Annotated in this window: 36 protein-coding genes; 10 read left to right on the top strand and 26 right to left on the bottom strand. The window is 59.6% G+C overall.

Features of this window, described 5'->3' with window-relative positions; translation table 11 throughout:
• Positions 1-15: 15 nt before the first annotated feature.
• Together ACI2KG_RS00815 and ACI2KG_RS00810 are read right to left on the bottom strand one after the other, a co-directional pair.
• Positions 16-576 carry a hypothetical protein gene (locus ACI2KG_RS00815; protein WP_404660406.1) on the bottom strand — a complete coding sequence of 187 codons (561 nt, stop codon included), beginning with the start codon at positions 574-576 and terminating at the stop codon, positions 16-18.
• The gene (locus tag ACI2KG_RS00810) at positions 573-827 is read right to left on the bottom strand and encodes a hypothetical protein (RefSeq protein ID WP_404660405.1); all 255 of its coding nucleotides are present in this window, start codon (positions 825-827) and stop codon (positions 573-575) included. The genes ACI2KG_RS00815 and ACI2KG_RS00810 overlap by 4 nt, the downstream gene beginning before the upstream one ends.
• A 171-nt stretch (positions 828-998) precedes the next feature.
• Between ACI2KG_RS00810 and ACI2KG_RS00805 the strand changes: the two genes are divergently transcribed.
• Together ACI2KG_RS00805 and ACI2KG_RS00800 are read left to right on the top strand one after the other, a co-directional pair.
• Positions 999-1,211, top strand: a complete 213-nt coding sequence (locus tag ACI2KG_RS00805) for a hypothetical protein (RefSeq protein WP_404660404.1) — start codon at positions 999-1,001, stop codon at positions 1,209-1,211.
• A 155-nt stretch (positions 1,212-1,366) separates the two neighbouring features.
• On the top strand, positions 1,367-1,666 hold the full coding sequence (locus tag ACI2KG_RS00800) for a hypothetical protein (protein WP_404660403.1): 300 nt from the start codon (positions 1,367-1,369) through the stop codon (positions 1,664-1,666).
• Between the two features lie 55 nt (positions 1,667-1,721).
• On the opposite strand, the gene ACI2KG_RS00795 is transcribed toward ACI2KG_RS00800, so the two are convergent.
• The 3 genes from ACI2KG_RS00795 to ACI2KG_RS00785 all read right to left on the bottom strand — a co-directional run bounded on the left by ACI2KG_RS00795 (position 1,722) and on the right by ACI2KG_RS00785 (position 3,219).
• The gene (locus ACI2KG_RS00795) at positions 1,722-1,982 is read right to left on the bottom strand and encodes a hypothetical protein (protein ID WP_404660402.1); all 261 of its coding nucleotides are present in this window, start codon (positions 1,980-1,982) and stop codon (positions 1,722-1,724) included.
• A 137-nt stretch (positions 1,983-2,119) separates the two neighbouring features.
• Positions 2,120-2,497: a hypothetical protein gene (locus tag ACI2KG_RS00790; protein ID WP_404660401.1), complete on the bottom strand. Its 378-nt coding sequence runs from the start codon at positions 2,495-2,497 to the stop codon at positions 2,120-2,122.
• Positions 2,494-3,219: a hypothetical protein gene (locus ACI2KG_RS00785; protein ID WP_404660400.1), complete on the bottom strand. Its 726-nt coding sequence runs from the start codon at positions 3,217-3,219 to the stop codon at positions 2,494-2,496. Before ACI2KG_RS00785 ends, ACI2KG_RS00790 begins: the two co-directional genes overlap by 4 nt.
• A gap of 47 nt (positions 3,220-3,266) precedes the next feature.
• On the opposite strand from ACI2KG_RS00785, the gene ACI2KG_RS00780 reads away from it, so the two are divergent.
• Positions 3,267-3,530 carry a hypothetical protein gene (locus ACI2KG_RS00780; RefSeq protein ID WP_404660399.1) on the top strand — a complete coding sequence of 88 codons (264 nt, stop codon included), beginning with the start codon at positions 3,267-3,269 and terminating at the stop codon, positions 3,528-3,530.
• On the opposite strand, the gene ACI2KG_RS00775 is transcribed toward ACI2KG_RS00780, so the two are convergent.
• On the bottom strand, positions 3,527-4,450 hold the full coding sequence (locus ACI2KG_RS00775) for a DNA cytosine methyltransferase (RefSeq protein ID WP_404660398.1): 924 nt from the start codon (positions 4,448-4,450) through the stop codon (positions 3,527-3,529). The two genes, ACI2KG_RS00780 and ACI2KG_RS00775, sit on opposite strands and share 4 nt — an antisense overlap.
• Positions 4,451-4,760: 310 nt before the next feature.
• Complete coding sequence (locus tag ACI2KG_RS00770; RefSeq protein WP_404660397.1) at positions 4,761-5,630, bottom strand: hypothetical protein; 870 nt, start codon at positions 5,628-5,630, stop codon at positions 4,761-4,763.
• A gap of 386 nt (positions 5,631-6,016) precedes the next feature.
• Between ACI2KG_RS00770 and ACI2KG_RS00765 the strand changes: the two genes are divergently transcribed.
• Positions 6,017-6,427, top strand: a complete 411-nt coding sequence (locus ACI2KG_RS00765; protein ID WP_404660396.1) for a hypothetical protein — start codon at positions 6,017-6,019, stop codon at positions 6,425-6,427.
• A gap of 25 nt (positions 6,428-6,452) precedes the next feature.
• On the opposite strand, the gene ACI2KG_RS00760 is transcribed toward ACI2KG_RS00765, so the two are convergent.
• The 16 genes from ACI2KG_RS00760 to ACI2KG_RS00685 form a co-directional block, all read right to left on the bottom strand.
• On the bottom strand, positions 6,453-7,076 hold the full coding sequence (locus ACI2KG_RS00760; RefSeq protein ID WP_404660395.1) for a hypothetical protein: 624 nt from the start codon (positions 7,074-7,076) through the stop codon (positions 6,453-6,455).
• The gene (locus tag ACI2KG_RS00755; protein WP_404660394.1) at positions 7,073-7,804 is read right to left on the bottom strand and encodes a hypothetical protein; all 732 of its coding nucleotides are present in this window, start codon (positions 7,802-7,804) and stop codon (positions 7,073-7,075) included. Before ACI2KG_RS00755 ends, ACI2KG_RS00760 begins: the two co-directional genes overlap by 4 nt.
• 42 nt (positions 7,805-7,846) lie before the next feature.
• Entirely contained in the window at positions 7,847-8,857 is a 1,011-nt protein-coding gene (yejK, locus tag ACI2KG_RS00750) for a nucleoid-associated protein YejK (RefSeq protein WP_404660393.1), read from the bottom strand.
• Between the two features lie 351 nt (positions 8,858-9,208).
• Complete coding sequence (locus ACI2KG_RS00745) at positions 9,209-9,532, bottom strand: hypothetical protein (RefSeq protein WP_404660392.1); 324 nt, start codon at positions 9,530-9,532, stop codon at positions 9,209-9,211.
• A 249-nt stretch (positions 9,533-9,781) separates the two neighbouring features.
• Entirely contained in the window at positions 9,782-10,294 is a 513-nt protein-coding gene (locus ACI2KG_RS00740; RefSeq protein WP_404660391.1) for a hypothetical protein, read from the bottom strand.
• Positions 10,291-11,058 (bottom strand): lambda exonuclease family protein, encoded by a 768-nt coding sequence (locus tag ACI2KG_RS00735; RefSeq protein WP_404660390.1) that lies wholly within the window; start codon positions 11,056-11,058, stop codon positions 10,291-10,293. Before ACI2KG_RS00735 ends, ACI2KG_RS00740 begins: the two co-directional genes overlap by 4 nt.
• The gene (locus ACI2KG_RS00730) at positions 11,055-11,816 is read right to left on the bottom strand and encodes an ERF family protein (protein WP_404660389.1); all 762 of its coding nucleotides are present in this window, start codon (positions 11,814-11,816) and stop codon (positions 11,055-11,057) included. Before ACI2KG_RS00730 ends, ACI2KG_RS00735 begins: the two co-directional genes overlap by 4 nt.
• 10 nt (positions 11,817-11,826) lie before the next feature.
• Positions 11,827-12,948, bottom strand: coding sequence for a hypothetical protein (locus ACI2KG_RS00725; RefSeq protein WP_404660388.1), 1,122 nt, complete (start codon positions 12,946-12,948; stop codon positions 11,827-11,829).
• Positions 12,949-13,239: 291 nt separating this feature from the next.
• Positions 13,240-13,506, bottom strand: a complete 267-nt coding sequence (locus ACI2KG_RS00720; RefSeq protein WP_404660387.1) for a hypothetical protein — start codon at positions 13,504-13,506, stop codon at positions 13,240-13,242.
• The gene (locus ACI2KG_RS00715) at positions 13,503-13,724 is read right to left on the bottom strand and encodes a hypothetical protein (protein WP_404660386.1); all 222 of its coding nucleotides are present in this window, start codon (positions 13,722-13,724) and stop codon (positions 13,503-13,505) included. Before ACI2KG_RS00715 ends, ACI2KG_RS00720 begins: the two co-directional genes overlap by 4 nt.
• Positions 13,721-14,266: a hypothetical protein gene (locus ACI2KG_RS00710; RefSeq protein WP_404660385.1), complete on the bottom strand. Its 546-nt coding sequence runs from the start codon at positions 14,264-14,266 to the stop codon at positions 13,721-13,723. The genes ACI2KG_RS00715 and ACI2KG_RS00710 overlap by 4 nt, the downstream gene beginning before the upstream one ends.
• Entirely contained in the window at positions 14,263-14,457 is a 195-nt protein-coding gene (locus ACI2KG_RS00705) for a hypothetical protein (protein ID WP_404660384.1), read from the bottom strand. Before ACI2KG_RS00705 ends, ACI2KG_RS00710 begins: the two co-directional genes overlap by 4 nt.
• Positions 14,454-14,876: a hypothetical protein gene (locus ACI2KG_RS00700; protein ID WP_404660383.1), complete on the bottom strand. Its 423-nt coding sequence runs from the start codon at positions 14,874-14,876 to the stop codon at positions 14,454-14,456. Before ACI2KG_RS00700 ends, ACI2KG_RS00705 begins: the two co-directional genes overlap by 4 nt.
• Before the next feature lie 232 nt (positions 14,877-15,108).
• The gene (locus tag ACI2KG_RS00695) at positions 15,109-15,360 is read right to left on the bottom strand and encodes a hypothetical protein (RefSeq protein WP_404660382.1); all 252 of its coding nucleotides are present in this window, start codon (positions 15,358-15,360) and stop codon (positions 15,109-15,111) included.
• 479 nt (positions 15,361-15,839) lie between these two features.
• The gene (locus tag ACI2KG_RS00690; protein WP_404660381.1) at positions 15,840-16,622 is read right to left on the bottom strand and encodes a hypothetical protein; all 783 of its coding nucleotides are present in this window, start codon (positions 16,620-16,622) and stop codon (positions 15,840-15,842) included.
• 70 nt (positions 16,623-16,692) lie between these two features.
• A complete protein-coding gene (locus ACI2KG_RS00685) occupies positions 16,693-16,875 on the bottom strand; it encodes a hypothetical protein (RefSeq protein WP_404660380.1) in 183 nt (60 codons plus the stop codon).
• Positions 16,876-17,376: 501 nt separating this feature from the next.
• Between ACI2KG_RS00685 and ACI2KG_RS00680 the strand changes: the two genes are divergently transcribed.
• The gene (locus tag ACI2KG_RS00680) at positions 17,377-17,703 is read left to right on the top strand and encodes a DUF1654 domain-containing protein (protein ID WP_404660379.1); all 327 of its coding nucleotides are present in this window, start codon (positions 17,377-17,379) and stop codon (positions 17,701-17,703) included.
• Between the two features lie 53 nt (positions 17,704-17,756).
• On the opposite strand, the gene ACI2KG_RS00675 is transcribed toward ACI2KG_RS00680, so the two are convergent.
• From ACI2KG_RS00675 to ACI2KG_RS00665, 3 genes are read right to left on the bottom strand one after another with little or no spacing between them, the layout of a single operon-like run.
• On the bottom strand, positions 17,757-18,305 hold the full coding sequence (locus tag ACI2KG_RS00675; protein ID WP_404660378.1) for a hypothetical protein: 549 nt from the start codon (positions 18,303-18,305) through the stop codon (positions 17,757-17,759).
• On the bottom strand, positions 18,302-18,679 hold the full coding sequence (locus tag ACI2KG_RS00670) for a hypothetical protein (RefSeq protein WP_404660377.1): 378 nt from the start codon (positions 18,677-18,679) through the stop codon (positions 18,302-18,304). The genes ACI2KG_RS00675 and ACI2KG_RS00670 overlap by 4 nt, the downstream gene beginning before the upstream one ends.
• Before the next feature lie 27 nt (positions 18,680-18,706).
• Positions 18,707-19,513, bottom strand: a complete 807-nt coding sequence (locus ACI2KG_RS00665; RefSeq protein WP_404660376.1) for an XRE family transcriptional regulator — start codon at positions 19,511-19,513, stop codon at positions 18,707-18,709.
• Between the two features lie 103 nt (positions 19,514-19,616).
• Between ACI2KG_RS00665 and ACI2KG_RS00660 the strand changes: the two genes are divergently transcribed.
• The 5 genes from ACI2KG_RS00660 (at position 19,617) to ACI2KG_RS00640 (ending at position 21,553) form a co-directional block, all read left to right on the top strand.
• Positions 19,617-19,832, top strand: a complete 216-nt coding sequence (locus ACI2KG_RS00660; protein ID WP_404660375.1) for a helix-turn-helix transcriptional regulator — start codon at positions 19,617-19,619, stop codon at positions 19,830-19,832.
• Positions 19,833-19,862: 30 nt separating this feature from the next.
• Positions 19,863-20,051 carry a hypothetical protein gene (locus tag ACI2KG_RS00655; protein ID WP_377734904.1) on the top strand — a complete coding sequence of 63 codons (189 nt, stop codon included), beginning with the start codon at positions 19,863-19,865 and terminating at the stop codon, positions 20,049-20,051.
• A gap of 18 nt (positions 20,052-20,069) precedes the next feature.
• On the top strand, positions 20,070-20,249 hold the full coding sequence (locus ACI2KG_RS00650; protein ID WP_404660374.1) for a hypothetical protein: 180 nt from the start codon (positions 20,070-20,072) through the stop codon (positions 20,247-20,249).
• Positions 20,250-20,336: 87 nt separating this feature from the next.
• Complete coding sequence (locus ACI2KG_RS00645) at positions 20,337-21,134, top strand: Rha family transcriptional regulator (protein ID WP_404660373.1); 798 nt, start codon at positions 20,337-20,339, stop codon at positions 21,132-21,134.
• Positions 21,131-21,553: a hypothetical protein gene (locus ACI2KG_RS00640; RefSeq protein WP_404660372.1), complete on the top strand. Its 423-nt coding sequence runs from the start codon at positions 21,131-21,133 to the stop codon at positions 21,551-21,553. The genes ACI2KG_RS00645 and ACI2KG_RS00640 overlap by 4 nt, the downstream gene beginning before the upstream one ends.
• Position 21,554 lies beyond the last annotated feature (1 nt).

The following is a 21,554-nucleotide window of genomic DNA, read 5'->3' as shown; positions in this document are numbered from 1 at the left end:
TGTAGGCAAGGGCGATCATGGCGCCACCTGCTTGCGGTAACCTGCGTCGTAGACGAGGCCCGCATCACCAATGTCGATTTGGTCTGGCTCGTTTCCACCGGCAAGTATTCTCGCTATGTCGAAAATGGCACGCTCTCGCTCGTCCTCCGCGATCTGCTCAGGCGTGCGGATAGGGCGGAACCTGATGCCGTCAGGGTTCATGGAACCTTCAAACTTCCCGTCGCCCTTGCTGCTCTCCTGCTCCATGAAGATCATCTTCTCGCCGTAGCAGAGTACTTTGCCTTTCAGCCAGTATCCCCAGATGTCGAAGGTGCATTCGACCTCAAGGCCAACTGGCGGTAGGCCGTCGCCTTTCCACTCGACGGGTTTGACGATGCAGCGCCACGGCGCGAAAGCCTGGCAGCCATCAGGCCCATATTTGAAATGGTCGCGGATGCTGCCGTCAGGGTTCATCGCCCAGACCTCGCGCGCTACGTCGTTTTCAACTCTCCAAAAAACTGGTCGGTTATTGGGGGTGGCTGCGGGCTGGTAGTGATTTGCGCCTTCCGGTGCCTTGCTCCAATCGATTTCGCTCAAAGCTGATACCTCTCATCAATCCAGCGCCCAGGCGCCAGTGCGGGTGTAGGTCCGTTGTCCTGCTGTTCGTGCGGGGAGAGCTGGCGCTGGTTGCCGGCCAGCAGCTGGCTGTCGGGGATGCAGCTGATGCCGACCCCATTCAGCAGGTAGCAGGTGACGCCGCGCTGGCTGTCGCGCTGCACGTCGATGACGTTCTCGGTTGCGCTGGCGCCGGTGGCCAGCAGCAGGAGGCAGAGGGCGAGGCGGGTCATCGGCGACGGCCCTCAAGGCCAGGCATCAGTTTTAACTCGGGCATAGTTCCTCCTCGCCGCCATTCGGCGGACGGTTTAAGATTGATGGAAATAAGTGAGACCAGGGGAGGTCCATCAGGCAGAAGTCTTAGAAGGCTCAAATCCTTGCTGTGCAAGTTGGATGGAAAGACCATGCCGGATATAGAAAAAAGATATCGCGCTTACAAATTGCTGCGGGAACTGGACGCGCTTACGTCATCCACCATGAATCAGGTAGCTTACGGCCGCCTGGGAGGGCCAGAATGGCAAGCTGCATGCGACGCGCACCGCGCCGCCTTCGATGCCTGGATTGAATTTGCCGATTCGCTTACAGCCGAAGCGAGAGACAGGGAGCGCTCTTCTTAATCCCTAGAGAACTTATACAAAATAGAAAATCTGTATAACTTAAACGCCGATTGTCGCTTCGTTTGATTTTATGACTTACGTCACTTGAAGTTTTTTCGGCACGCATTATTTTGGCCCTCTAATGGATGAAAAAATAACGATTGGAGGAGGGCCATATGCGAGTTCGTGGAAATGTGTTTTGGAGTTGGGCAGACCCGGCGCTTCACCACCGTACCCATGACGAAACGCTCGACGACGGCACGCACATTGATGTACAGGTGAGGCTTTCAACAACAGGTCAAACACAGATGTTCATCGGCGTCTATGCACCCGAAGGCATGGCGTTGCACGAAGAAGCGTTCGATTCCCGTCCCGGCGAATCGATGACTCGTGCAATGGCCTGGGGTGTAGGACGGGCGCGCCGGATCGCTACCGAAGGAGTGCCCGCCATCACCGCCAAAGCTTCGGCGGGGTAGAGCCGTCGTCACGCACCGGGGGTTGGCTCCGAATCACAGAGCCAACCTTTCGGCATCAAGCAAGAGGTTGGGCATAGACTGGATAAGGCCCCACATAAATAGTTTGGTCGTAGCTCCTCCCTGGCTGAGCCACGAATGCTCTGCCAGCCCCTTTTGCATCTCTGCGATGAGCGAGATAAGCCACTGGGCCGCGCAGTCGTGCTTCTTCAGCGGCGGCGATGATTTCTCTCAAGCGGTTTCCCGCTGGGCTCTCTTCCGGAAGATCCTTGATAACGTTCTCCAAGACATCCAATTCCAAGATGATCGTCTTCTTCATGCTGCGCATCATTACTCCAGATTTCGCTGATACACCCAGCGTCCTTCAGCACTCTAGAAGCTTTACCCTCTAGCGGCCATATCGCAGCAGTGAATAGGCGGGAGAGGGGTTACAGCTTGGAGTACAAATGTGCTCCCTCAGGATTTCTTCTTCGCCTGGCGTGCCTTGAAACGCTCGTATGGGCCGTCAGGGAGATCGGCGATTGCATTGGCAGCCTTGATAAGCAAGTCGCCCAGGGCGGTGCGAGCTTTCGGCACAAAGGCCCTGTACCTTGTGCCGGGCGGGTAATAGGCAGCCCAGCCCATGCGGTTGCAGAGCTCCGACGCTTCGTTCAGCCCGGTATAGCGGCCATCGGCGAAGGCCTTTGCACGGCGCGGGTCCATCCACTCAAGCTCGCCGTTGACCTGTTGATCGATACGCTGATGCCGCTCGGTAAGGTCGGCCTGCAGCTTGGCGATGAGCTGCTCCAGTCGCGCGACATTGGTCGGGCCGGCCAAATCAGGCTGGCAGCTCATGGCTGGCGCTCCAGAGCCGCGCGGGCAATTGACCCGTCTTCAACGAACCAGGCCTCTTGCTCATGCCAGAGAACGTTCGCAGGCTCGCCGCTCACGCTGTCCCAATCGCTGCCGATGTCCTCGGCGAAGTGGTCTCGGTCCGCGTAGAACTTCAGGGCGGCGCGCAGCCTCTCAACCTCGCCAGGATCGGCGCGGGTGTAGAGCTCGGTCCCGACCTTCAAGTCATGCGACAAAGGCTCAATCACTTCCTTGTCGTTGGTGCCAATGGTCACTATGGCTACCGGCTCGCCATGTTGCTGCTCAGCAGACGCAGCGCCGGTCATCGGCCCCAGGCCAACAATTGGCAGTCCAGTCGCCGCCGCATCCCGCTCTGCCTCTTCTTTGGTCCACCAGATGGCCGTACTAACCATCCAGGCTATTGGCTCGGGGTGGGGCTGCCGGGCTGGCGGTTCGTTATTGAACACCTGGGCATGGGCCGGCTGGCGCGCGCGCTGTGCAATCGCCATCAGCAACGTCGACAGGGGATAACCTTGGTCGATTACGGTGCCCGGCGGCAGCTTCACTTCGCAAGGCAGCGCCTGTGGCACCTCTGCCTGTTCAACTGCGTCGGTTATTGCCTGCCAGGTGGCAGGGCCGAGGCGCATTTCTTCCTTGATGCGGTCGATGACCCACGTCGGCAGGATCGCTAGTTTGTTGCTGCTGGATCGGTTTTCTGTGGGCATGAGGATACCTCGGCTACAGTTCATGTTTTAGCCACGGGAGCACTGGAATGGTCGGGGAATTCAATAAGCACAAGCACACGCTTTATCAGGGGCGCTGGCCAGTTGGTGCGCCGGTTGGCGCGATACAGCCTGACGGCTCCGTGGTCGACGAGAAGGGCGTGCAGCGCTTTCAAATTATCGACAACGGCTTGTATGCCGCGAGCGGCGAGCTAGTAGGTCCGATCTACGTTCTTGGCGAAGAGATGGTCGTTCCTGATGATCAGGACAACTGCCTTTACTCGATCCGGCGAGATGGCGGTCGAGAAAGCTAGGCGGCCTTCATAAGAGCTTCAATAACCCGCTGCCCGGCCAGAGGTGGCACCGCATTGCCTGCCATGTGCATGGTCAACCGGTGGTTGTCTGGTCGAAGGGTGTCAGCTGGGAACGACATGGCGGCCAGGGCCTCGCTGGCGCTGAGCATGCGCATCCGGTCGCCGTCGACCAGGGCCCAGCGATCCAGGGTAGTGATGGTGCCGATCGGCCGGTTGATATCGCGGCCGGTGGTGCCTGATCCCTTGCCGTAGTAGGGCATGATGAACCGTCCGCCAAAGCGCTGGCGGCCGTTACGTACCCGGTTCAGCGTGGCCGGAGCCCGACCTGGCCTCTCAATCTGCGACCAGCGCCCAGCATCGAAATCGAGGAAGCTGGCGGCCGGCACATGCCGTTCCTGCGGCAGCTGCAGCATCATCGGGGCCTTGCTGCGCGTCAGAACCATGAACAGGCGCACACGGTGCTGCGGCACGCCGAGGTCGGCGCAGTCGACGATGTGTGGCGCGGCCTGATACCCCAGCGCCTGCACTGCCTGCAGCCAGGCCGGGTAGAGCACCCAGTCGGTGAACTCCGGGACGTTCTCGATCACTGCCGCATACGGCCGGTGGAACTCCAGGGCCGATACCGGGGCCCAGGCCGTCGAGCGCGAGGCGTCATGCTCGGGGTTGCCCGACTTCTTGCCGCGGGCCTTGGCGTGGCCTTGGCAGCAGGGAGAGGCAAGCAAGATGTCGTGCGCCGGCACCTGCTCCCAGCGGGCCTGGTGCAAGTCCTGGCAGACGTGCTGCGTGTCTGGGTGGTTGGCGCTGTGCCATTCAACGGCCACCGGCCAGTGGTTTGCCGCCCAGAGAACCTGGACGCCTGCGGCGCGCGCGCCGGTGCTCCATCCGCCGAGGCCGGCGAACAGGTCGATTGCTGTGGTCATGGTGATTCCTGAATACCTGAATACCTGAAGGGCTGGAGCGATGATGTGATGTGCGGTAATTTGCCGGCTGTGCCTGCTAAAACACCTACAGCTGGACGGAGTGCTTATGATTATTAATGACGATAAATCGGTTGAGTTCGAAGTAGGCGACTGTGTCTGCGACACTACAACTGGCGAGGAACGCTGCGGTGTCATCGAAGAAATCGACGACACGATGGTGCGCGTTTCGTGCAACGAGCATCACGGAAAAGAGTGGTGGGTTGACGAGTCCAGGTGCTACCCAGGCTAGCTTCCAAGACCGTTCGACGTCTCAATCGCCGCAGAAACAGTCGATATCCTCGGCCAGATAATCGAAATCAAAATCTGTCTGTCTTGAGCGTTGGTCCGCTGACCAGGCCAGTGACCGGTAATTGGGCCGGTCCTGGCGAAACACTTGGCCGAACCGCTGCTCAGTGCCAGACCACCAGATCACCCTGGACGGGTCTTCCTGAATGGTCCTGATCAACTTGGCCTCGTTCTTCTTCCAGCACAGGTCGCAATTGCCGTAGTCCGAATCCATGCCCAAGTCGAAAGGCTGATCGGCCCAGAAAGCCGCCACGTCCTCTTTGATGATGCCGGCGACGTAGGATGGGCAAACGCTGTCCCAGCGGGCATTGCCGCGCTCGTTGGCGGTCATCATCCGGCTGTAGCGTCGAGGCTCGTCGTAGCGAATGCCGACGATGCAATCCCACTCGTCATAGCCCAGGGCGCGCATATGCTTCTCGCCGATCTTCACCTTCAGGTAGGCGGTGCACATGTTGTTGCTGAAGTTCGGCAGCACGGCCGGCAGGTTCTTTTCGGCCTTCCGGTATGCCTGGTAGTACTCGAGCATCATCGTGAACGGCTCGCCGTTGCGGCTGGCCGTATCGAAGTCGACGATCTTGTACCAGGGCGCGTCGTCCGGCTGGCCATAAACCCTGCACCATTCCATCCAGACGATGTTGACGCCCCAGTTCTTGGACATGGCGTCGATGAACGCCAGTGTTTCCTCGCGCTCCTTGCCGGTGTTCTGGAAGAAGGCGTGCACATCTGTCGGAAGCTTGCCGCCGTGGGCCTCAAGGATTTTCCAGAGCATGTGCCCGCTAGTGCGGCCACCACTGACGCCGATCTGCGCCGGCCCAGTGATCTGGTAGGGGGTCATGGGAAATCTCCATTGCAGGCGCCGCCCTCGCCGGGGAGGCGTGTTTAGATGGCAATTTGATGTCATTTGGGCTATTGCTTGTAATCCCAGCCCAGCGAGTTGAACCCCGATGGACCGCGAGCCAACGAATCAGGAAATCGCAGCAGTTGTGGGAATTGGTGAGGACCAAGTCGACAAGTACCGCCAGGAAGCAGTGCTACTGGGCGACGGATCCTGGCTTGTCCACTTCTCCTACGACATGCCGAGAGAGCTTCGGCACAGCTTTACCGGTAGCTTTACGGCGGTCATCACCTGTCCGATCTCTGAGTACGACGCTAGGTCTGCTGACTGAGCCCTGATATGCCAAACTGAAGCGAAACGTCCACCGTCGTGCTTCAGGAGCCGAAGTGTTTATCAACGAGCTAGATTGGCGGCCGCTAAGCCAGGCAGAGCGACAGAAACTCGTATTGCTGCTCGAGGAGGCACGCCAGCCGAAAGAGCGGAGTGGCGAGGTGCGTTGGTGGGCTTACCGAGCCAGGGTCATTGAGCTTCTGCTCGACAACCCGGCGGAGCGTGGAGAGGACGCCGACATCTGCAACCTGGTGGTACACCTCGCCAAAAGCCTGTCGGCTTCCGATATCGAAGCCTTCGGTACTGAAAATGTCATCGCAGGGCGGTGCAAAATGGAGGCTTGTCGTGGGCTTCCCGGCGTAGCAGCCGAAGCGTTTGTTTTGTTCCAGAGCAACGTCGCCACATCGCCTCGATACAGCCCGTTTGATGGGAGCTGCATCGTCCCGGATCGCAGATTCCATATTTGAGGCGCTGGCGGGCAGCGCCGGAGGGTCATGGGCAGTTGTTCGCGCCGCAGTGCTGGCAGTCGTTGAGGTATCGGCCGTCCCAGCTGATGAAGCGTCCGCAGCCGTGGCAATTGAGCGGCCGCTCCCAGGGCTTGCGCTGCTTTCTTGGCACCACCAGTTCAATGCCGGTGCCTTGCAGGGCCTCTTTGATATTTACGTCCCGCTTGTGCACCAGGCGCCTGGCCTTGGCCTCGAGGTAAGAGAAAGGCCAGATCACCGCTTCCTCTCGCGTGTTGCCGATCGCTTCGGCAGCCTCAAGCGTGAGGTGGTGTGCTTTGTCGAACCGGAAGGTGTGGCCTATTGGCCATCTGGCCAGGGCAATGTCGTTCCCGTTCCAGTGACCCAGGATCTGCAGTACAACGGCGCATCCCGGGCTCAGCTGGTCGCGGGCTTCGTCCAGGCTGATGTACTGGTGGTCGACGCCGAGATGTGCGCGGGCATCGACGTAATCTTTTGGCCAGGGAATGTCTGTTTCCCGGTGGCTACAGGCCTGCTCTTGGGTGAACAGCTCGGCCTTGTCGAGGCTGGTGGTGTAGCCGCCACCCAGTGCCCAGAACATAAGGCCGTCACCCGTGTTGCTGCGGCTGTCCTGTAGGTAGAACTGGGTCATGCTGCCTCCGCCTGCTGCTTCTCCTTGATCGCCATGATTGCATTGGCCGCGTGGCGAACGTAGAACAGGCGCGCCATCAGGTTCGGGCATGGCTTGCTGATCTTGGTCTCCCAGAGGTCGCTTCCGCCGATCAGCGACTCATTGCTCTGGAGGAAATCGTAGGCAAGCACAAGTTCGGTATCCCGGCCTTCGGCGAAGGTCTCAACCTCCTCGATGACATCGGCCAGGTCGCTGAACGGTAGTCGCAGGTCACCGGCTTCTTCCTGGTTGCGCAACCATCCGACCAGCAGCTCTGCCTGATCGAGGGTGGCTCCTTGGTCAGGGATGCCGCTGATCTCCTCAGGGATCTGATCGGCATCAAACTCTTCATCAATGCGGCCAACGATGCAGCTGCAAACCGTATCGCGAATGCTGTCGAAGTCGATGACCTCGCGCTTGCAGGTACTCTCCAGTTTTTCGTGCAGATATCCATCGCTTTGGTGGCGCAGGAAGTTGATGCCGTAGTCGGCGCCGACATGCCATAACAGCCCGTCGATATCGCCGAACATCGACATGCCGTAGGCGGTCACGCAGATATCGAAGTGGTAGACCCGGGTTCCAGGCTGCTGACAGCGCCAAACCTCGACGCCGTTCTCATTTACCAGCTGGGTGTATTGGTGCTGGGCCAGGTCTTCAGCGACGCGGGCGGCGAGTTCGGAGCGTTCTTGGTCTTTCATGGCTTTCTCCATGCATGCGCCGCCCTCCGTGGCGGGGCGGCATGATAATTGGGGTCAGGCTGCTGCCGAGCGCTTGAGCTGGTCGACCAGCTGAGTCGGCACGCCCTTGATCATCAGCGTGCCGGCCTCCTGGTCGAATTCGATCTTGTTGCCCAGCAAGTGCGCTTCGAAGCTGATCGACAACCCTTCGGCGCGGCCGGTGAAGCGGCGGAACTGGTTTATCGTCCGCTTATCGGCAGGAATCTCGGCAGACAGGCCATAGTCAGCGTTGCGGATGAACTCGGCGAAGTTCTGCGGGCGGTCTTCGTCAAGCAGCTCGGACAGCTCTTGCAGGGTCACCGGCTCGCCCAGCTTGGTCTGGGCGGTGGCGTACTCGACCAGGGTATGGGTCTTCTCGCGGGCTGCTTCCTCAGGCAGAACCTCACGCTCGATGAAGTCGCTGAAGGCCTTGAGCAGAGTCCGGGTTTCGCCCGGGCCGTCCACACCTTCCTGGCAGCCGATGAAGTCGCGGAAGTAGTCGGAGATCTTCCGGCCGTTCTTGCCCTTGATGAACGACACGTACTGCTTGGAATCCTTGTTGTTGCGCCACTCCGAGAGGTTGATGCGGGCGGCCAGGTGCAGCTGTGACAGGTCCAGGTGGCGGGATGGCTTCACGTCCAGCTCGGCACTCACCGTCACGCTGTCGCGATGCTGCAGGAGGGCGACGCCGAGGTACTCGGTCATGCCCTGCTGGTAGTGGGCGAAGAGGACGTGGCCGCCGGTGTTGAGGTTCGACTCTTCCATCAGGCGCTGAAGATGCTCGACTGCCTGGTCGGTAAACGCCATGAACTCTGTCTGGCCATCCACGAAGGACCGAAGCCAGCCGCTGAACGGGTAGGCGCCGGACTCACCGTGGAAGAAACCCCAGGCCTTGCCCTGCTTGGCGTTGTAGGCGTCGATGAGGTCTGCCAAGAGGTTGTCGATGGCTTCGCTTGGTGGCAGCGCGCCATTGGCCTTGTGCAGTACTGCCGGGCTGCCATCTGGCTTCTTGTCGATGAAGTGCATTGCTGCGTTACGGATAGGCATGAGGGATTCTCCGTGGCCGCTAAGCGGCATGGTGGCAATTTGATTTTGGATGGGGTATTACGGAGGACCGACATGGGGTCGGACACAAGGAGTTTTGAGTGGACTATTCAGGCGTGGAACATACCATCAGGCTTAGCACCGATGAGCTTTCAGGGTGCCCCTATTGCAGCCAGCGGTTTGGCACTTCTATTGACTGGGATATCAATCACTTGATTCAAGAGCATCAGGGGCGACTTCTTCATGTCGGTTCGGAGTCTCTAAATAAGGGCGACGAACCCTCCTACTACTCTACAGTAGCGATTTTAGGATTCGTTACTCCACCGCCGAAACGAGAAACGTCAGTGCGATTCACTACTCAAGCGCCGCCTCAGAACTAGGCAATCTCAGCGCCTCACGTACCCTGAAGCTCTCAAGCTTTCGCGCCACATCCGGTGAAACCGTGATTTCGTGGCGCGGAGGCGTAAGAAGCGGCAGCGCCCCACCCGGGCCCAGCCCGTGCAGGTGATGAATCATCAGCGTCATCGCCTCGCCCTGTTCCTCGATCCCGGCCCACTCCATCAGCTCCAGCAGGGCCTGTTTAGTCCCTGGTCGAACCTTCAAGCGCAGGTCTTCTTCCTGGTGCTTTGCTGACTTCTCGCGCCGGCGCCGGTCGCGCTCTGCCTGATCCATGGCCATACGGCACCTCCTTCAATCCGCTGGGCGGGATGTGTATGTGCAGCTGGCGGCGACGCTGCTGCGTGATTTTCTGGATGCGTCTCATGGGTGGCACACCTTAATGGGCGTTTTCTTCGTCGAGCCTGACGGCATGACCACCAGTAGGCGCTTGTTTCCTCGGTATACGCCCCAAGGCTGACCAGTGGACCTGGCCATGGCCGCTGCGTACTTCACGGCGGGTACGGGCTGGGAGATAGTGGCGATCATGGCCTATCCCCGTTTCCGCTTGAGAGGGAAGTCAATGTCGAACGCGGCAAGGATGCGCGCGAACCTCCAGTTACCTATGCCCAACTCCAAAGTCACACCCCACCGGGACTTGCCGGTATCACGCAGGGCGATGATCTTGTCCGCCAAATCGCGGTCCTCTTGGGTAGGTTCGGCCTTCATCTTCATTGCCTCAGGCGGCTTTGGCGGAGAGAAAAACTTGAATCCGCCCCTCGCTGCAACGCCCCACAGAGCGGTCTTGGTTTCACCGAGGAGTTCTGCCACCTCGGCACAGGTCATGGTCTTGGCAAGCTCGGAGACCTGCGCAGTGCGAGCCTTGGCGCGGGTCTGTTGAGGGTGCTCCTTTGCGGGAGGGGCTGGCTTTACCCGCTTTGGCTTCGGATCAGGATGCTTTCGCTGCCGGAAGGGCACGTACTGAAAGCCATCGAGCACGATGATCTGGCCGCCAGATGCGAAGAAGGCCGCAGTTGCGGCCTCCAGGTCGATTGATGGGTTCATGCGGCCTTGCTCCTCAGCTGACTCTCGTAGCCATCGACCAGCAGCTTGAATTCCCAAAGGTCCTGCTCCAGCTGCTCGATGTAGTCATCGTCGCGCTTGAACTCGCGCCACCAGAGCTGGCGGCCAACGGGCTTGAGGAGAGGGCAGTACATTCCGATGTGCCACCACTTCCGGCCAGTGATCCACATGCAGCCCTGCACCTGGTCGATGACGTCGCTGGCGTCGTTCTCGATGTGGAACGCGCGGAGCTTGTCCGGGGCCAGGAAGCACTTGTACTCGCTGCCTCCGTCCTCGCCGATGAATCCGTCCGCGCTGGCGCCGAACGATCCGTCGTCCGTTTTGACCAGGCCGACCTGCGTGACGATCAGGCCCGTCTGGATTTCATGCTCCATTCGGGCTTCTGGCTCCAGTTCATGGCCGCGGCGCATCTGCCATGTTTCGAACCCGCCATCGAGCGGGGCACCACCGATGCGCTCGACGGCCAGCTCGAAGGCGTAGGAGAGGGCGGCATTGGATGGCTCGCCGACTTTCTCGCCGTCCAGGGCCCGCTGCACAACCTCAGCCTTTGGCGCAGCCTTGTAACCGGCCAGTTCGCGCGCCTTGGCCTCGCTGCGGCCATCCAAGATGGCGTCGACGTAGGTGCGCTGCTGGGCAGTGAGCCCGTTCACCTTGGAGCGGGCGGTGCTGAACATGCTGGCGGTGATAACGCCGGCGCGGGCCTGCAGCCACTCTGGCGAGCCTTGGGTGCAATTGACGATAATCATGGGTTGGCCTCCAATACTGTCTTCCGCTTAGTTACGGCGATCTTCACCGCGTCGTATCCGGCTTTGTCACCACTGGCCTGCATGACCTTTACGGATGCCTGCCATACATCCTTGAGTTCGTCTGGCGTGGCGGCCGCTTCGACCTGGGCAAGGATGTCGTTTAATGCCTGGGCTCGCATTTCTGCCGTATCGGAGCCATCCGACGATTGCGCGTCATCATCCCTGACGTCGCCGGTTGTGATGTTCAGCAAGGCGCACATCACGTAGCGCTTGCCGTAGGTGGTGGACGAGCCGACCGCTTGAACATCATTCCGACCTTTGCCGATGTCGGCCGGCAGGGTCATGGTTGTCTGCTCGCGGTGGCCGTCGCGGTGCATCAGGATGCCGGTGACGCTGATCGACTTGTCCTGATTTTCCACCTTGAAGGTGATCGCAAACCCGTGCCGCTGCATGATCGGCTTTACCACCCGGGTGATGTCGTCCAGCGTGGCGTAGGCGTTACCGGTGTGCAGGTTCACCGCGGCCTCGAACACCGTCGGGATTTCGCACTGCATCTGGGCCATGCCGGCGTTGAAAGCGGCTTCAGCCGCTTTGGCCTGCATTCGTTCATGCATCGCAAGGAGGCGCTCCATCTTCTCGATGTCGCAGGTCGGGTCCGCAGCTGCCCGGCTGATCACCGCCATGATGCTGTTGTCTACTGGGCCGGGAGCGACTACAGCCTGGCGGCGCTGCTCCGGCAGGATAATGGTGCTGCTCATGGCGGCTACCTCAGAAGTTAATGGTGACGTTCGGGACTTCGCGGCGGGCGATCTTGAGCACGATGGCCTTGGCCAACTCTTCGGTGATGTTCATCGACATCAGAGCCTCTTTGGCCTCACCCATGATCTTGATCTTGTGGGCTTGGTCGCGCTCGCGGGCCTGCTGCTGGCGTACGATCTCAGCCGCGGCTGCATCGGCGCGGCGGCGTTCTTCCTGGCGCGCCTGCTCAGCGGCTTCCTCTTGCCGGCGCGCTGCGGCCTGGCGCTCTTGCTCCATCCGCTGCTCGGTAGCAATACGGTCGGCCTCGGCTTGCTGCCTGGCTCGCTCGGCTTGCTCGGCCTGCAACTTGAGCTGCAGGCGTTGGTTCTCGGCTTCGCGCTCTTGAGCGGCGGCCTGATCTTTCAGTTCCTGCTCGCGCTTGGCCGCGGCCTCACGCTCTGCCTGTTGCTCCTGAGCAACGCGCTGGCGCTCAAGCTCGACTGCGGCTTCCTGTGCGGCCCGGATGCGGTCTTGCTCGGCGCGCTCATCTGCTTCGCGGCGCAGGCGGGCCAGCTCGGCTTGCTCGGCGTCGTACTTCTTCCGAGCTTCCAGCGCTGCCTGAACGGCGGTCATCGACGACTCTTTGGTCCGGGCGGCCTCAGCCTCGAATTCCTCCCAAGCTTCGCCCAACTGGAATGCTGACAGCTCGGTGATGCGCGCCTGCAGCTTCTCGGCATCCAGCGCGCCAAGCTCGGTGGCCAGGACCTTCATGTGGGCGATCGCTTCGTTGTGGCGGTCGATCCGAGCATCCTCAGCGGCCTGCCACTCGGTCAGCGGCCGGCGCACCTCTTCCTGCCAGGCATCAAGCTTGTCGCGCATCCGCTTGCGCTCGGCGTCGATCTTCTTCGGGATTTCCTTGAGCTCGGCTACAAGTTCCTTGCCGACGTTATCGAGAGCGGTCTTTGACTTGGCGACGTTGTAGGCAATCGAAGCGATGGCCTTCCGGCCCTTCACTGTGCTGGTGTCCGGCACGAATGCGTCGATTTCGTCGCGAATCTTCTGCAGGTAAGGGTCCAGGCCATTCGGCGCCTGGAAGACTTGAAGAGCGGTTTCTTTCGGCGGCACAACGGCCAATTCGGTTGATGCGGACATTGGTACACCTCGCGCCAGGCCGGCGCCGTCAGTAGAGATAAGGGGAATGCCAGGTCACGCCCGTGATGTAGGCCGAACGCCCTGGCTGCCGGTGATGGTTGTGCGCTCTTGCCGGCTTACGCTCCCTTGCGGGCACGGTTATCCCCCGAAGGGGCCCGCCGTACTCGGGCGTCTTGCGTCAGGAGGTAATGCAGCCAGCAAGGGCGCTGGCGAGCATGAAGAAGGTGCAGGCGAAGAGCATGGAGAAGGATCCGCGCCAGATGACTAGGCGGCGGGCTCGCTGGTAGCTGGTCATGGCTTGACGCCCAGCATTTTCAACAGGTTGAAGACGCCGCGCCCGGGCCTACCACCGCCGCGGGGAATGTACTTGCCGGTGCCAGGCCAGAAATCTGCGACCTTCCCTTCGTGCGAAACGATCAGGTGTGCGCCCATGTTCTTGGCTTCGAACTGAATGCCGCGCTCGGAGAGCATCTCAGCACTGCTCTGGCGGTTCTTTGCTCGGCGCTCAGCGCTTTCAGCCTGCCAGCCGATTTCGACGGTGCGTTCAATGTCTCTCATGTGCGCACCTGATAGCCGACAGTCCATTCACCGCAGAGATAGGAGCGGCAGTGCCAGGCCTCAGGGTTTTCGATAAACGACTCTTTTGCGGCCTGCTTGGCATCCCATAAGGTGGGGCCCTTGAAGAGCATCAGGATTCGCCCCTCTGGCAGGGCCATGGATTCCTGAACCTCCGCCACCTGGTCATCGATCAGTGATGGGAATACTGGAGTTGTCATGATGCCTCCTGCTTGCGGTAGCCGGCGTCGTACAGTGCAACAGCATCCACGTTGCTCAGCGTAGGTGCGATATCGCACATGGCGTATGTCGATGCTAGGCGCTCCTCCGCCGCGATCTGCTCGGGCGTGCGGACTGGTCGGAAGCAGCCATATGCGCCTTGAGCGACCTGCAAATACTCAAACTCAGGCGGGGCGAAGAAGGTGAACGCCGCGACATCAATTGAGCCGCTCTTGAAGTGAGCGATCACCGTCACGCGATCACCAATCATAGGGTCAGACGGCAAGGTCTCCTCAGGGTTGAATCCGGCGAACTCGCATACTGTGCCAACGGGCGGCAGGCCTTCGCCATTCCACTCAGGGCGCTTGATCAGTGGGCGATCGCAGTCCTCGATGCGCAAGCCGTATACGGTGTGCAGAGGCACGGTCCAGCCGCGCTTGATGTTGAAGAGCAGCAGCGCTTCGCCTACCTCCCGCAGGAAGTTCTGGTCAACCGGGTCAAAGAGGGTTGCCTCAGGGCAGCTTTCCCAATTGATGTTGCTCATGCGACCTCCTTGCGCCCATCAACGATCTTGTTGAGGCGCCCGCAGTAGTGGTTGAACTCTTCGATGGTGATGCGCTGGTCGGCCAGCATTTCGGTCAGGAGCTTCTGCACCATGACGCTCCAGCTCATATCCGTGCCGGGGTGCGCCATGGCGTCGAGCTCGTTGTCGATGAGGACATGAGGGCTTCTCACTGCGACTCCTCGGCCTGGGCCAGAACTCCTTCCTCGGCGAATGGGGTGAGCAGCTGGCGAGCGATCTCCTGTAGCGCTGCTTCAGGGCTCGCCACGCTCATGATCTCTTCGGCTGCTGCAGCCGCATCGCTGGTGACCTTGCAGCGCGCCGCCAGTACCAAGCGGCCGAGGACAGAGTTGCTGATATCAGACAGGCCAAGCTGCCCCATCACGAACTCGTCCACTGCTTGGGCGAATCGCTCGAAGGTGACGCCCTGCTGCGGCCGCAGGCGGCGTTGGAACACGAAGTCGCGGCGCGCCATCAGCTCAGCGATGCCGTCGTCGATCCAGCGTTCTTCGGCGCCGTCAGCTTCGCTTTCGATCACCGCCGGCGGCATCCGGTTGTCGTACTCAAACTGTGCTGCTCGAAGTGCGCCCATGGTCGCCTCCAGGTAGTGGGTTACTCGGTAGGGAGGGCTGGCAGCTCGTGCCAGTGCGTGATCCAAGTTTTTGGCTTGATCTCGCTGCGTTTCTTGCGGTGGCACTCGTGTTCCCACGCCTGTTCGCGCTCAAGCCAAACCCCGATGTGGATCGGGTAAGGGGAATGCGGGGAATGGGTCAGGTAGCTACCGGGGCCAGGCGGCAGCCTGTCGCTACACTTGATCCAGCCACTCATGGCTCTTCTCCGCGGCGGCGACGCTCGGTTGCCATTTCCATATCCAAATCATGTCGCTCCTCGCTGATCAGCTCAGCTACGGCATTTTCGATTTGGGCCATGGCCTGCTGCTCGTCAGCTGCGCGGCGAATCATCACGCGCAGTAGCTGAATGGCCGCATCAAGGCGCGTTGGGTAGACCTGTGCCGAGAATCCGCCGGCTGCAGTTTCCTGAATCATGATCTGGCCGGATACGTTCATTCCGCTCATTGGATGATCCTCTGGACCGCATTGGCCAGGCGCCAGGCGCGGGTGACCAAACCCACCGTGAAAGGTGGCCTGGCGCCTGCCGATGCGGTCGATGTGAAGGGATGAGGCAGGCGCCCGGAGCTGCCCGGGAAGCATCTGGTCTGGCCGTGTGGCCCCGGATTCGCCTGCGGTTCGCGTCGATTAAGGGTTACTGCGATGAGCCTTAACTTGTATAAGGCTCACAGTGATGCGTTTTAAATCGATGAAAACTGCATCGGGGTGTGATCTGGCCGGTGCTGATCTCCGGCGTTCGACTGTCCTGACCTTGATCAGAGCCTGAGCCGTAGTCGCCACGCTCCTCTCCGGCTGGAAGCAATACCGGTATGGGTGCTGGTCAGTTATCGCGCATCAGCCTGCGCATCCAGATTACACTCCGATGCAGCCTGCGATGGTGTGCAGGGCATCGGGCGGTTAACGTCAGGCTGACGTGGCGCTGGTTGTCAGTCGTCGAAGCCGTAATCGAACTCGTCTTCTTCGCAATCGATGATCAAGAGGGCGTTGCCGAAATACAGGGACGCCAGCATGCGCTCCCACTTCGAGCGAACCCGCATGTTGACGGCGATTTTCTTCTCGTCGAGCTTCGCGCCGACCACATCGCCGAATCGCTCTGTCGGCCTGAATCGGTCTTCAGTCGCACGCTCGCCTTGAATGTGGATGTGAAGAGAGTGCTTCAGACTGTGGATGCTTCGCTTGTCTGAGCTGTACATGAACCGGTCGCGGCTTTGTTCAGGCTCTGGGTCAAATCCGATGTAGAGGAAGGTTGACGAGGCGATCTCGCTTTCTTCGAAGCGAATTTCTGGTCGACTCCACCGTTCCTCAGCGGCCTGGTCTTTGTGATCAGCAATGAACTCATCAATCAGGCCTTTCAATGAGATTTCACCAGTAATTAGCCCTTCGCCATCCAGGACTTCGCTGATGGCCTTGTCTGCCTGCTCCAAAACAGTGGACTGCAACGCTGCTGCCTGCCAGCGCTCGCGAAGGACATTGGCAACCAAAGCGTTGTACCGCTGAAGCTCGAAGACATCCGAGACGTTGGCCGGAAGAGCGGCTTTCACCGCCTCCTTGACGGCGCCGCCGAAGTCGCCGTATGAGCGGAACGTGTCTTTCACCACATCTGCAAACAGCTTTTCGATTCCTTCATCGATCAGCTCACGAGGGCGGTCGGAATTGGCGTATGCGGCGACGCGTTCTGCGAGAAGCTCTTGCAGGGTTTGCTGGTTCATCTTGTGCTTGCTCCGTGCATTCGGTTGGTTTCCCGTCTGGCCCTGTCGCCAAGGCCAGCCAGTGAAATCTTCAGCCTTCACGACTCATTTGCTCGTGACTGGCGTGCTCTGCACTGCAGAACGGGAGGTTTTCGCTCAGCGCGGCCCTTCGTCCGTTTGCGAAGCCAATAAAGTGAATGGTCCGGTAGATCGGTTTCTCCACCGGCTGGCGGCAGCGTGCGCATTTCACGGGGTCTTTTGCAGGTTGGTTCATCGGGTGTACCTCCAGTGGATTCCCAAAGCACCCGGTCGCCCAGGTGCTTCAGTGAATCTCGTGGTGTTTCTACGCACCCGCTTACCAGGTCATTCACTCAGTTCGGTCAACACCTCGTCCGCCGTCGCAGTGGGCTGCGCGTGGGCAGGCTTTCGGGCCTGTCGGATCGCCGGTCGCCGGTAGAGGCAAGTGCGGTTTTGTTCATCGGTTTACTGACCTCCCACCGATGGAGCCGGGAGTGACCTAACCGGCTGGGCCGGGTAGTCGGGCATGGCGCTGGCTGTTAAAGAGCGGTGAGGCTTGAGGGCCTCTGCAGTCCCTCGTGAGTGACTGCGGTGTTGAGGCAAATATCACGCAATGTGTTTTTTGTGTCAACACGAAATGTGATTTATTTTTCGGAGCCGTGTTGAAATTCTTCCAAGCGAAGCGTGTTCACCTTTCACAAGGCGTGATGTATGCTCTGCTCATTACTGGATATATGTACAGTCTATGGAGGAAGGTATGGCCAAGCAGAAGAAGTCGGCGCCGCAGGCTCGCCAGGAGATGACCGAGCTAGAACGCTTGGGCCTGCGGGTTTCGTCGATGATCAATCACCCGATCGCGCAGGCTCAGCGCTGGGTGACGATCCATCGCCTGGACACGGATGGAGACATGGAGTGGGAGGAGGTGATGGGGCTGATGGCCGAAACGCCGGAGCTGGACCTGACGTTCAATGACGACGAGAGCGTGACGGTTCGGTGGGAGCCGCAGAGCGCAGAGGATCGCGACGACCTGGTCGTAGAGAAGGATTGGGAGGATGAGAGGGTAGAAGAGGAGGCGCCTTTCTGACGGCCATGAAAAAGCCCGCCTGGCTATGGCGGGCTTTCAGCTACATCAATGAATCAAGATCCAAGCAAATTTTTCGCTGCGGCGCCAAGGATTGCTGACGCAACAGCGCCAATGACGATTGCTGCACCGAGATACTTGGCCATGGTTACCTTGAGGCCATTGATGTCCTCAGCAACTTTTTTGCTCTCGGCCTTGATGCTGCTGACGTCCTTCTCGATGCGATCGAATCTAGCCTCGGAAATTTTCTCCCAGGCTTTATCTCTCTCCACTTGCGCAGACAAGAAGCTATCAATTTTCGCAGAAACGGCTTGCACCCGGGCATCCATCTTGACTTCGATGGCCTCGAGCTTGGCGTTGAGTTCTTCGCGCGTGATGTCGTTCATGGGTTCAGGATAGCCATTTTGAATGTGACTGTCACCGCCGTGATTGGGGCTAGCTGATCCCCGTTTGACGTGTGCAGCTATAGCTTCTGTGCTGGTATGCGACACCAAGTACAGCTTCGATTTGACTGACAATTTGGGTTCGGAGGGCGCTTGTTCTGGGCCTATCAGCTTCTTGGCTTCAGATGTTTCAGAGCTTCTGGATACAAAGATCTTGTTCATGCTCTGTCTCTATCAACTTCGAACCGTTCATCGAAGAGTGCAGCCTCAGGGCTTTCCGGCTTCATAAGCTTCAGCACGTAGTCGGCATAAAACTCCTTCGTGTTACCGCATCCCATGCAAAAGCAATAAAAAAAAGCTCGTTTGGTAGGGGTGTAAAATCCTGTGTCGTGCCCGCCGCAAACGTTCTTCATAACGATATCAGGTGCCGTCCCCGCCAGAGAACTTACCGCCCATTCTTTACATTGGCAGAGCTCGCATGGCATGTCATCCAAACCCTTCTCTTCTAAGAAGCTAAGGAATTCATCCACAGTCACGGTGGAAGCTGCTTTCAGCTGCTCATAGTAAGCCTGGTGCTCAATCGTTTCTTTGTCCATGGGCGCTGTCCTTGGCTAATGGTGGGGTTAAACGAGATGTGCGTTCCAGACAAGTAGAACCCGAGCCTGGATGTACGTCATGTCCCGCCGGATCAGCCGATCCTTGTGCCTGGTGTTGTCCGAAATCATCTCGAAATGGTCCTCATCCGCCACCTGCAGGCGCTTGATGTAGATGTGGTCATCCCAGTAGAACAGGTAGATCCCATCCCCCACGAACTCGCGGACGTTGATGTTCACGATCAGGGGATCACGGTGCTTGATGGTGGGCTCCATCGACTGGCCCCAGCCGGTGACCACCTTTAGGTGGTAGTACTCCTCGAACTCAACGCCCAATTCGCGGAGATTGCTTGGGCTGACGCGGATGTCTTTCAATAGTTCTGGAAAATCGTGTGCGTTCTGCCCGCCGCCCATTGCTGCGCGGACATCGTAGTGCGCAATCCACACCTCATCTCCAACCAGGCCAGGGCGGGAGAAGTCAGCCTCAATCACGTTTGAGGGTTGCGGCTCCTCAGCTGCTGCGAGAAGCCGGCGGCGCGCCTCCTCGGAAAAGCCCTTGCCGCTCTTTGCGAGCATCTGCTTTACAAGGTCGGCCATGCTCCGTTCAGGCGCGGAGGTTAGTTCTGGCATCGGCGAATTCAGTAACAGCTCGGACTGGTCAACGCCCAAGGCTGCTGCCATCGAAGCGATATCGGCCAGGGTAGGCTCGCGAGTGCCGACCTCATAGTTACCAACCCGGGACTGGGATTTCCAGCCGCAGGCCTCAGCAAGCTGGGCTTGGGACATCCCTTTGGCTTTTCTCAGGCGCTTGATGCGCTGGCTCAATGATTCATTCATGCGCCGAATTTCATCACGAAACGAAATACCAGGCTTTCACTTATTGTGATTGCAATTAACACGATGCGTGTTTATCCTTCGGTCATCAATGGAGGAAGACCGTATGAACCAAGTCCGAACGATCCGCGAAAGGGCTGGCGTTACCCAGGCAGCGCTGCGCCGTCAGCTCGGCTGGAATCAGTCCCGCCTGGCGAATTACGAATCAGGCCTCAGGAACCCAGGCCTTCAAGAGGCGCGCCAGATCGTGGAAGCGCTGAACGTCCTGGGCGCCAATTGCGCCCTTGATGATGCGTTCCCGCCGACACAAGTCGCCGCCTAACCAATTCCAACTGCAAGGAGCTACTCCCGCATGTACGCCAACCGCAATCACCTGCATGACCGCGAGATCAAGGTCCGGGTCGACGAGGACACATTCAACCTGATCCAGGCGATGGCCGTGTATCACCGCACCCAGCGTGCCGTGCTCTGCCGCGAAATGCTGGAAGCGCAGCTGGCTGCCCTGGCTTCGGAGAATACCGGCGATCAAACCGCAGCCTGAAGGCCGCGAGGAGGCCCTATGCCGACCGAACAATTCGGTCTGGACCCGGGCTCGATGGAATTGCTTGAGCGAGAGGCGCGAAAGCGGGGGATCACCCGTGAAGCGCTAGCAGCCGAGCTGATTGATCGAGAGCTGGCCAGCCGAACGAAACCTCGAAACGCGAGGGGAACGGTTCTTCCGTTCCAGCGCAAGGCCTGAACAGGCCCTGATAAGCCCGAATTACGGGCACAAAAAAGCCGGGGGTGAAGGCCCGGCTCTCTGCAACACAAAACTCTGAAGGGAATTATGCATATGCAGACCCAAAGTGTACAGGCCCTCATCCGGCCCGCGCCACAAAATGCTAACCACGATTTCGTGGCGCGCACGATGTCGACTCGAGAAATCGCAGAGCTGACCAACAAAAGCCACGACAACGTCATGCGCGATGCTCGGCGCCTGGTGGGTGAGGGTGTCCTCAGATCTGAGGAGACCCAGTACGTCCATCCGCAGAACGGCCAGTCGTACCCAGAGTTTCTCCTAAGTCAGCGCGACTGCCTGGTGCTGGTGTCTGGCTATAACGCCAAGCTGCGCGCCAAGATCATTGACCGCTGGCAGCAACTGGAGGCTCAGGTAGCGAAGCCAATGCCCGCCGACCTCAGCAAACTGGAAATCCTCCAGATGGCCCTGGAGTCGGAGAAAGCACGCGTCCTGCTCACTGTCCAAGTCGAGGCCCAGGCCAAGAAGATCGACCACCTGGAGAACCTGTTCAAGGAAGGAATGAGCCACGTCCAGTTCTGCAAGGGCCTCAATGGGGTCAACGTGATGCAGGTCGGCCATTTTCTTGAGGGCCGCAACTGGCTCTACAACGAGAGCAAGTCCGGTACCCGCTACCGCGTTGCCGCCTATGCCCGCGACAAGTACATGACCGAGCATCAGCAGCAGGTCAGTCCGCACGGCAAGGACTCATTCATCGCCTTCACGCCTGCACTGCTGCGCAAGGGCGCCGTGCGCTTGTACGAGCTGTACCTGGCCGGCGAGCTGCCCATGAAGAAGAACTGGGACGGCCTCCACACCCACGACAAGGCCGTGCGGGGTGCAGCATGAACCCTGAATTCCACACCGAAAAGCACCGGGTCGCGCGCAAGCGTCACAACTGCACGGAATGCCGCGGCTGTATCGAGCCAGGTGACCGCTACGAGTTCGTATCCTGCCTCTGGGAAGGCGACGTGTCGACCTACAAGACCTGTGCGCACTGCGAAGCGGCGCGTGACTTCTACGTCAACGAGCTCAATTCGGCTGAGTTCCGCGATGCCGAGTACGGCGCCTACTGCTACAGCGAGGTGCGCTGCGATCTGGAAGAGGCGGCGACCGAGATCCCATCTGGCACCGGCCTTAAGTTCCGGGCGTACCGGCATGTCGTCGGTATGCGGCGCCGTGGCATTACGGCACGCGAGGAGCGGAATGCGGCACTCATGCTCGTGTGCCAGAAGCGTGACGCTGTGTCCCTGGAGCGTGCCCAGTGAG

The sequence above is a fragment of the Pseudomonas sp. NPDC089407 genome, from assembly GCF_044900445.1.
GTDB lineage: Bacteria > Pseudomonadota > Gammaproteobacteria > Pseudomonadales > Pseudomonadaceae > Aquipseudomonas.
The sequence above is the reverse complement of the archived record's forward strand: the minus strand, read 5'-3'. Positions and strand labels throughout refer to the sequence as shown.

Excerpts from the sequence above, each read along its gene's own strand:
- ACI2KG_RS00810 (WP_404660405.1), bottom strand. The coding sequence starts at position 827 with ATGACCCGCCTCGCCCTCTGCCTCCTGCTGCTGGCCACCGGCGCCAGC.
- ACI2KG_RS00805 (WP_404660404.1), top strand. The coding sequence starts at position 999 with ATGCCGGATATAGAAAAAAGATATCGCGCTTACAAATTGCTGCGGGAA.
- ACI2KG_RS00800 (WP_404660403.1), top strand. The coding sequence starts at position 1,367 with ATGCGAGTTCGTGGAAATGTGTTTTGGAGTTGGGCAGACCCGGCGCTT.
- ACI2KG_RS00795 (WP_404660402.1), bottom strand. The coding sequence starts at position 1,982 with ATGAAGAAGACGATCATCTTGGAATTGGATGTCTTGGAGAACGTTATC.
- ACI2KG_RS00790 (WP_404660401.1), bottom strand. The coding sequence starts at position 2,497 with ATGAGCTGCCAGCCTGATTTGGCCGGCCCGACCAATGTCGCGCGACTG.
- ACI2KG_RS00785 (WP_404660400.1), bottom strand. The coding sequence starts at position 3,219 with ATGCCCACAGAAAACCGATCCAGCAGCAACAAACTAGCGATCCTGCCG.
- ACI2KG_RS00780 (WP_404660399.1), top strand. The coding sequence starts at position 3,267 with ATGGTCGGGGAATTCAATAAGCACAAGCACACGCTTTATCAGGGGCGC.
- ACI2KG_RS00775 (WP_404660398.1), bottom strand. The coding sequence starts at position 4,450 with ATGACCACAGCAATCGACCTGTTCGCCGGCCTCGGCGGATGGAGCACC.
- ACI2KG_RS00770 (WP_404660397.1), bottom strand. The coding sequence starts at position 5,630 with ATGACCCCCTACCAGATCACTGGGCCGGCGCAGATCGGCGTCAGTGGT.
- ACI2KG_RS00760 (WP_404660395.1), bottom strand. The coding sequence starts at position 7,076 with ATGACCCAGTTCTACCTACAGGACAGCCGCAGCAACACGGGTGACGGC.
- ACI2KG_RS00755 (WP_404660394.1), bottom strand. The coding sequence starts at position 7,804 with ATGGAGAAAGCCATGAAAGACCAAGAACGCTCCGAACTCGCCGCCCGC.
- yejK (WP_404660393.1), bottom strand. The coding sequence starts at position 8,857 with ATGCCTATCCGTAACGCAGCAATGCACTTCATCGACAAGAAGCCAGAT.
- ACI2KG_RS00745 (WP_404660392.1), bottom strand. The coding sequence starts at position 9,532 with ATGGCCATGGATCAGGCAGAGCGCGACCGGCGCCGGCGCGAGAAGTCA.
- ACI2KG_RS00740 (WP_404660391.1), bottom strand. The coding sequence starts at position 10,294 with ATGAACCCATCAATCGACCTGGAGGCCGCAACTGCGGCCTTCTTCGCA.
- ACI2KG_RS00735 (WP_404660390.1), bottom strand. The coding sequence starts at position 11,058 with ATGATTATCGTCAATTGCACCCAAGGCTCGCCAGAGTGGCTGCAGGCC.
- ACI2KG_RS00730 (WP_404660389.1), bottom strand. The coding sequence starts at position 11,816 with ATGAGCAGCACCATTATCCTGCCGGAGCAGCGCCGCCAGGCTGTAGTC.
- ACI2KG_RS00725 (WP_404660388.1), bottom strand. The coding sequence starts at position 12,948 with ATGTCCGCATCAACCGAATTGGCCGTTGTGCCGCCGAAAGAAACCGCT.
- ACI2KG_RS00720 (WP_404660387.1), bottom strand. The coding sequence starts at position 13,506 with ATGAGAGACATTGAACGCACCGTCGAAATCGGCTGGCAGGCTGAAAGC.
- ACI2KG_RS00715 (WP_404660386.1), bottom strand. The coding sequence starts at position 13,724 with ATGACAACTCCAGTATTCCCATCACTGATCGATGACCAGGTGGCGGAG.
- ACI2KG_RS00710 (WP_404660385.1), bottom strand. The coding sequence starts at position 14,266 with ATGAGCAACATCAATTGGGAAAGCTGCCCTGAGGCAACCCTCTTTGAC.
- ACI2KG_RS00700 (WP_404660383.1), bottom strand. The coding sequence starts at position 14,876 with ATGGGCGCACTTCGAGCAGCACAGTTTGAGTACGACAACCGGATGCCG.
- ACI2KG_RS00695 (WP_404660382.1), bottom strand. The coding sequence starts at position 15,360 with ATGAGCGGAATGAACGTATCCGGCCAGATCATGATTCAGGAAACTGCA.
- ACI2KG_RS00690 (WP_404660381.1), bottom strand. The coding sequence starts at position 16,622 with ATGAACCAGCAAACCCTGCAAGAGCTTCTCGCAGAACGCGTCGCCGCA.
- ACI2KG_RS00685 (WP_404660380.1), bottom strand. The coding sequence starts at position 16,875 with ATGAACCAACCTGCAAAAGACCCCGTGAAATGCGCACGCTGCCGCCAG.
- ACI2KG_RS00680 (WP_404660379.1), top strand. The coding sequence starts at position 17,377 with ATGGCCAAGCAGAAGAAGTCGGCGCCGCAGGCTCGCCAGGAGATGACC.
- ACI2KG_RS00675 (WP_404660378.1), bottom strand. The coding sequence starts at position 18,305 with ATGAACAAGATCTTTGTATCCAGAAGCTCTGAAACATCTGAAGCCAAG.
- ACI2KG_RS00670 (WP_404660377.1), bottom strand. The coding sequence starts at position 18,679 with ATGGACAAAGAAACGATTGAGCACCAGGCTTACTATGAGCAGCTGAAA.
- ACI2KG_RS00665 (WP_404660376.1), bottom strand. The coding sequence starts at position 19,513 with ATGAATGAATCATTGAGCCAGCGCATCAAGCGCCTGAGAAAAGCCAAA.
- ACI2KG_RS00660 (WP_404660375.1), top strand. The coding sequence starts at position 19,617 with ATGAACCAAGTCCGAACGATCCGCGAAAGGGCTGGCGTTACCCAGGCA.
- ACI2KG_RS00655 (WP_377734904.1), top strand. The coding sequence starts at position 19,863 with ATGTACGCCAACCGCAATCACCTGCATGACCGCGAGATCAAGGTCCGG.
- ACI2KG_RS00650 (WP_404660374.1), top strand. The coding sequence starts at position 20,070 with ATGCCGACCGAACAATTCGGTCTGGACCCGGGCTCGATGGAATTGCTT.
- ACI2KG_RS00645 (WP_404660373.1), top strand. The coding sequence starts at position 20,337 with ATGCATATGCAGACCCAAAGTGTACAGGCCCTCATCCGGCCCGCGCCA.
- ACI2KG_RS00640 (WP_404660372.1), top strand. The coding sequence starts at position 21,131 with ATGAACCCTGAATTCCACACCGAAAAGCACCGGGTCGCGCGCAAGCGT.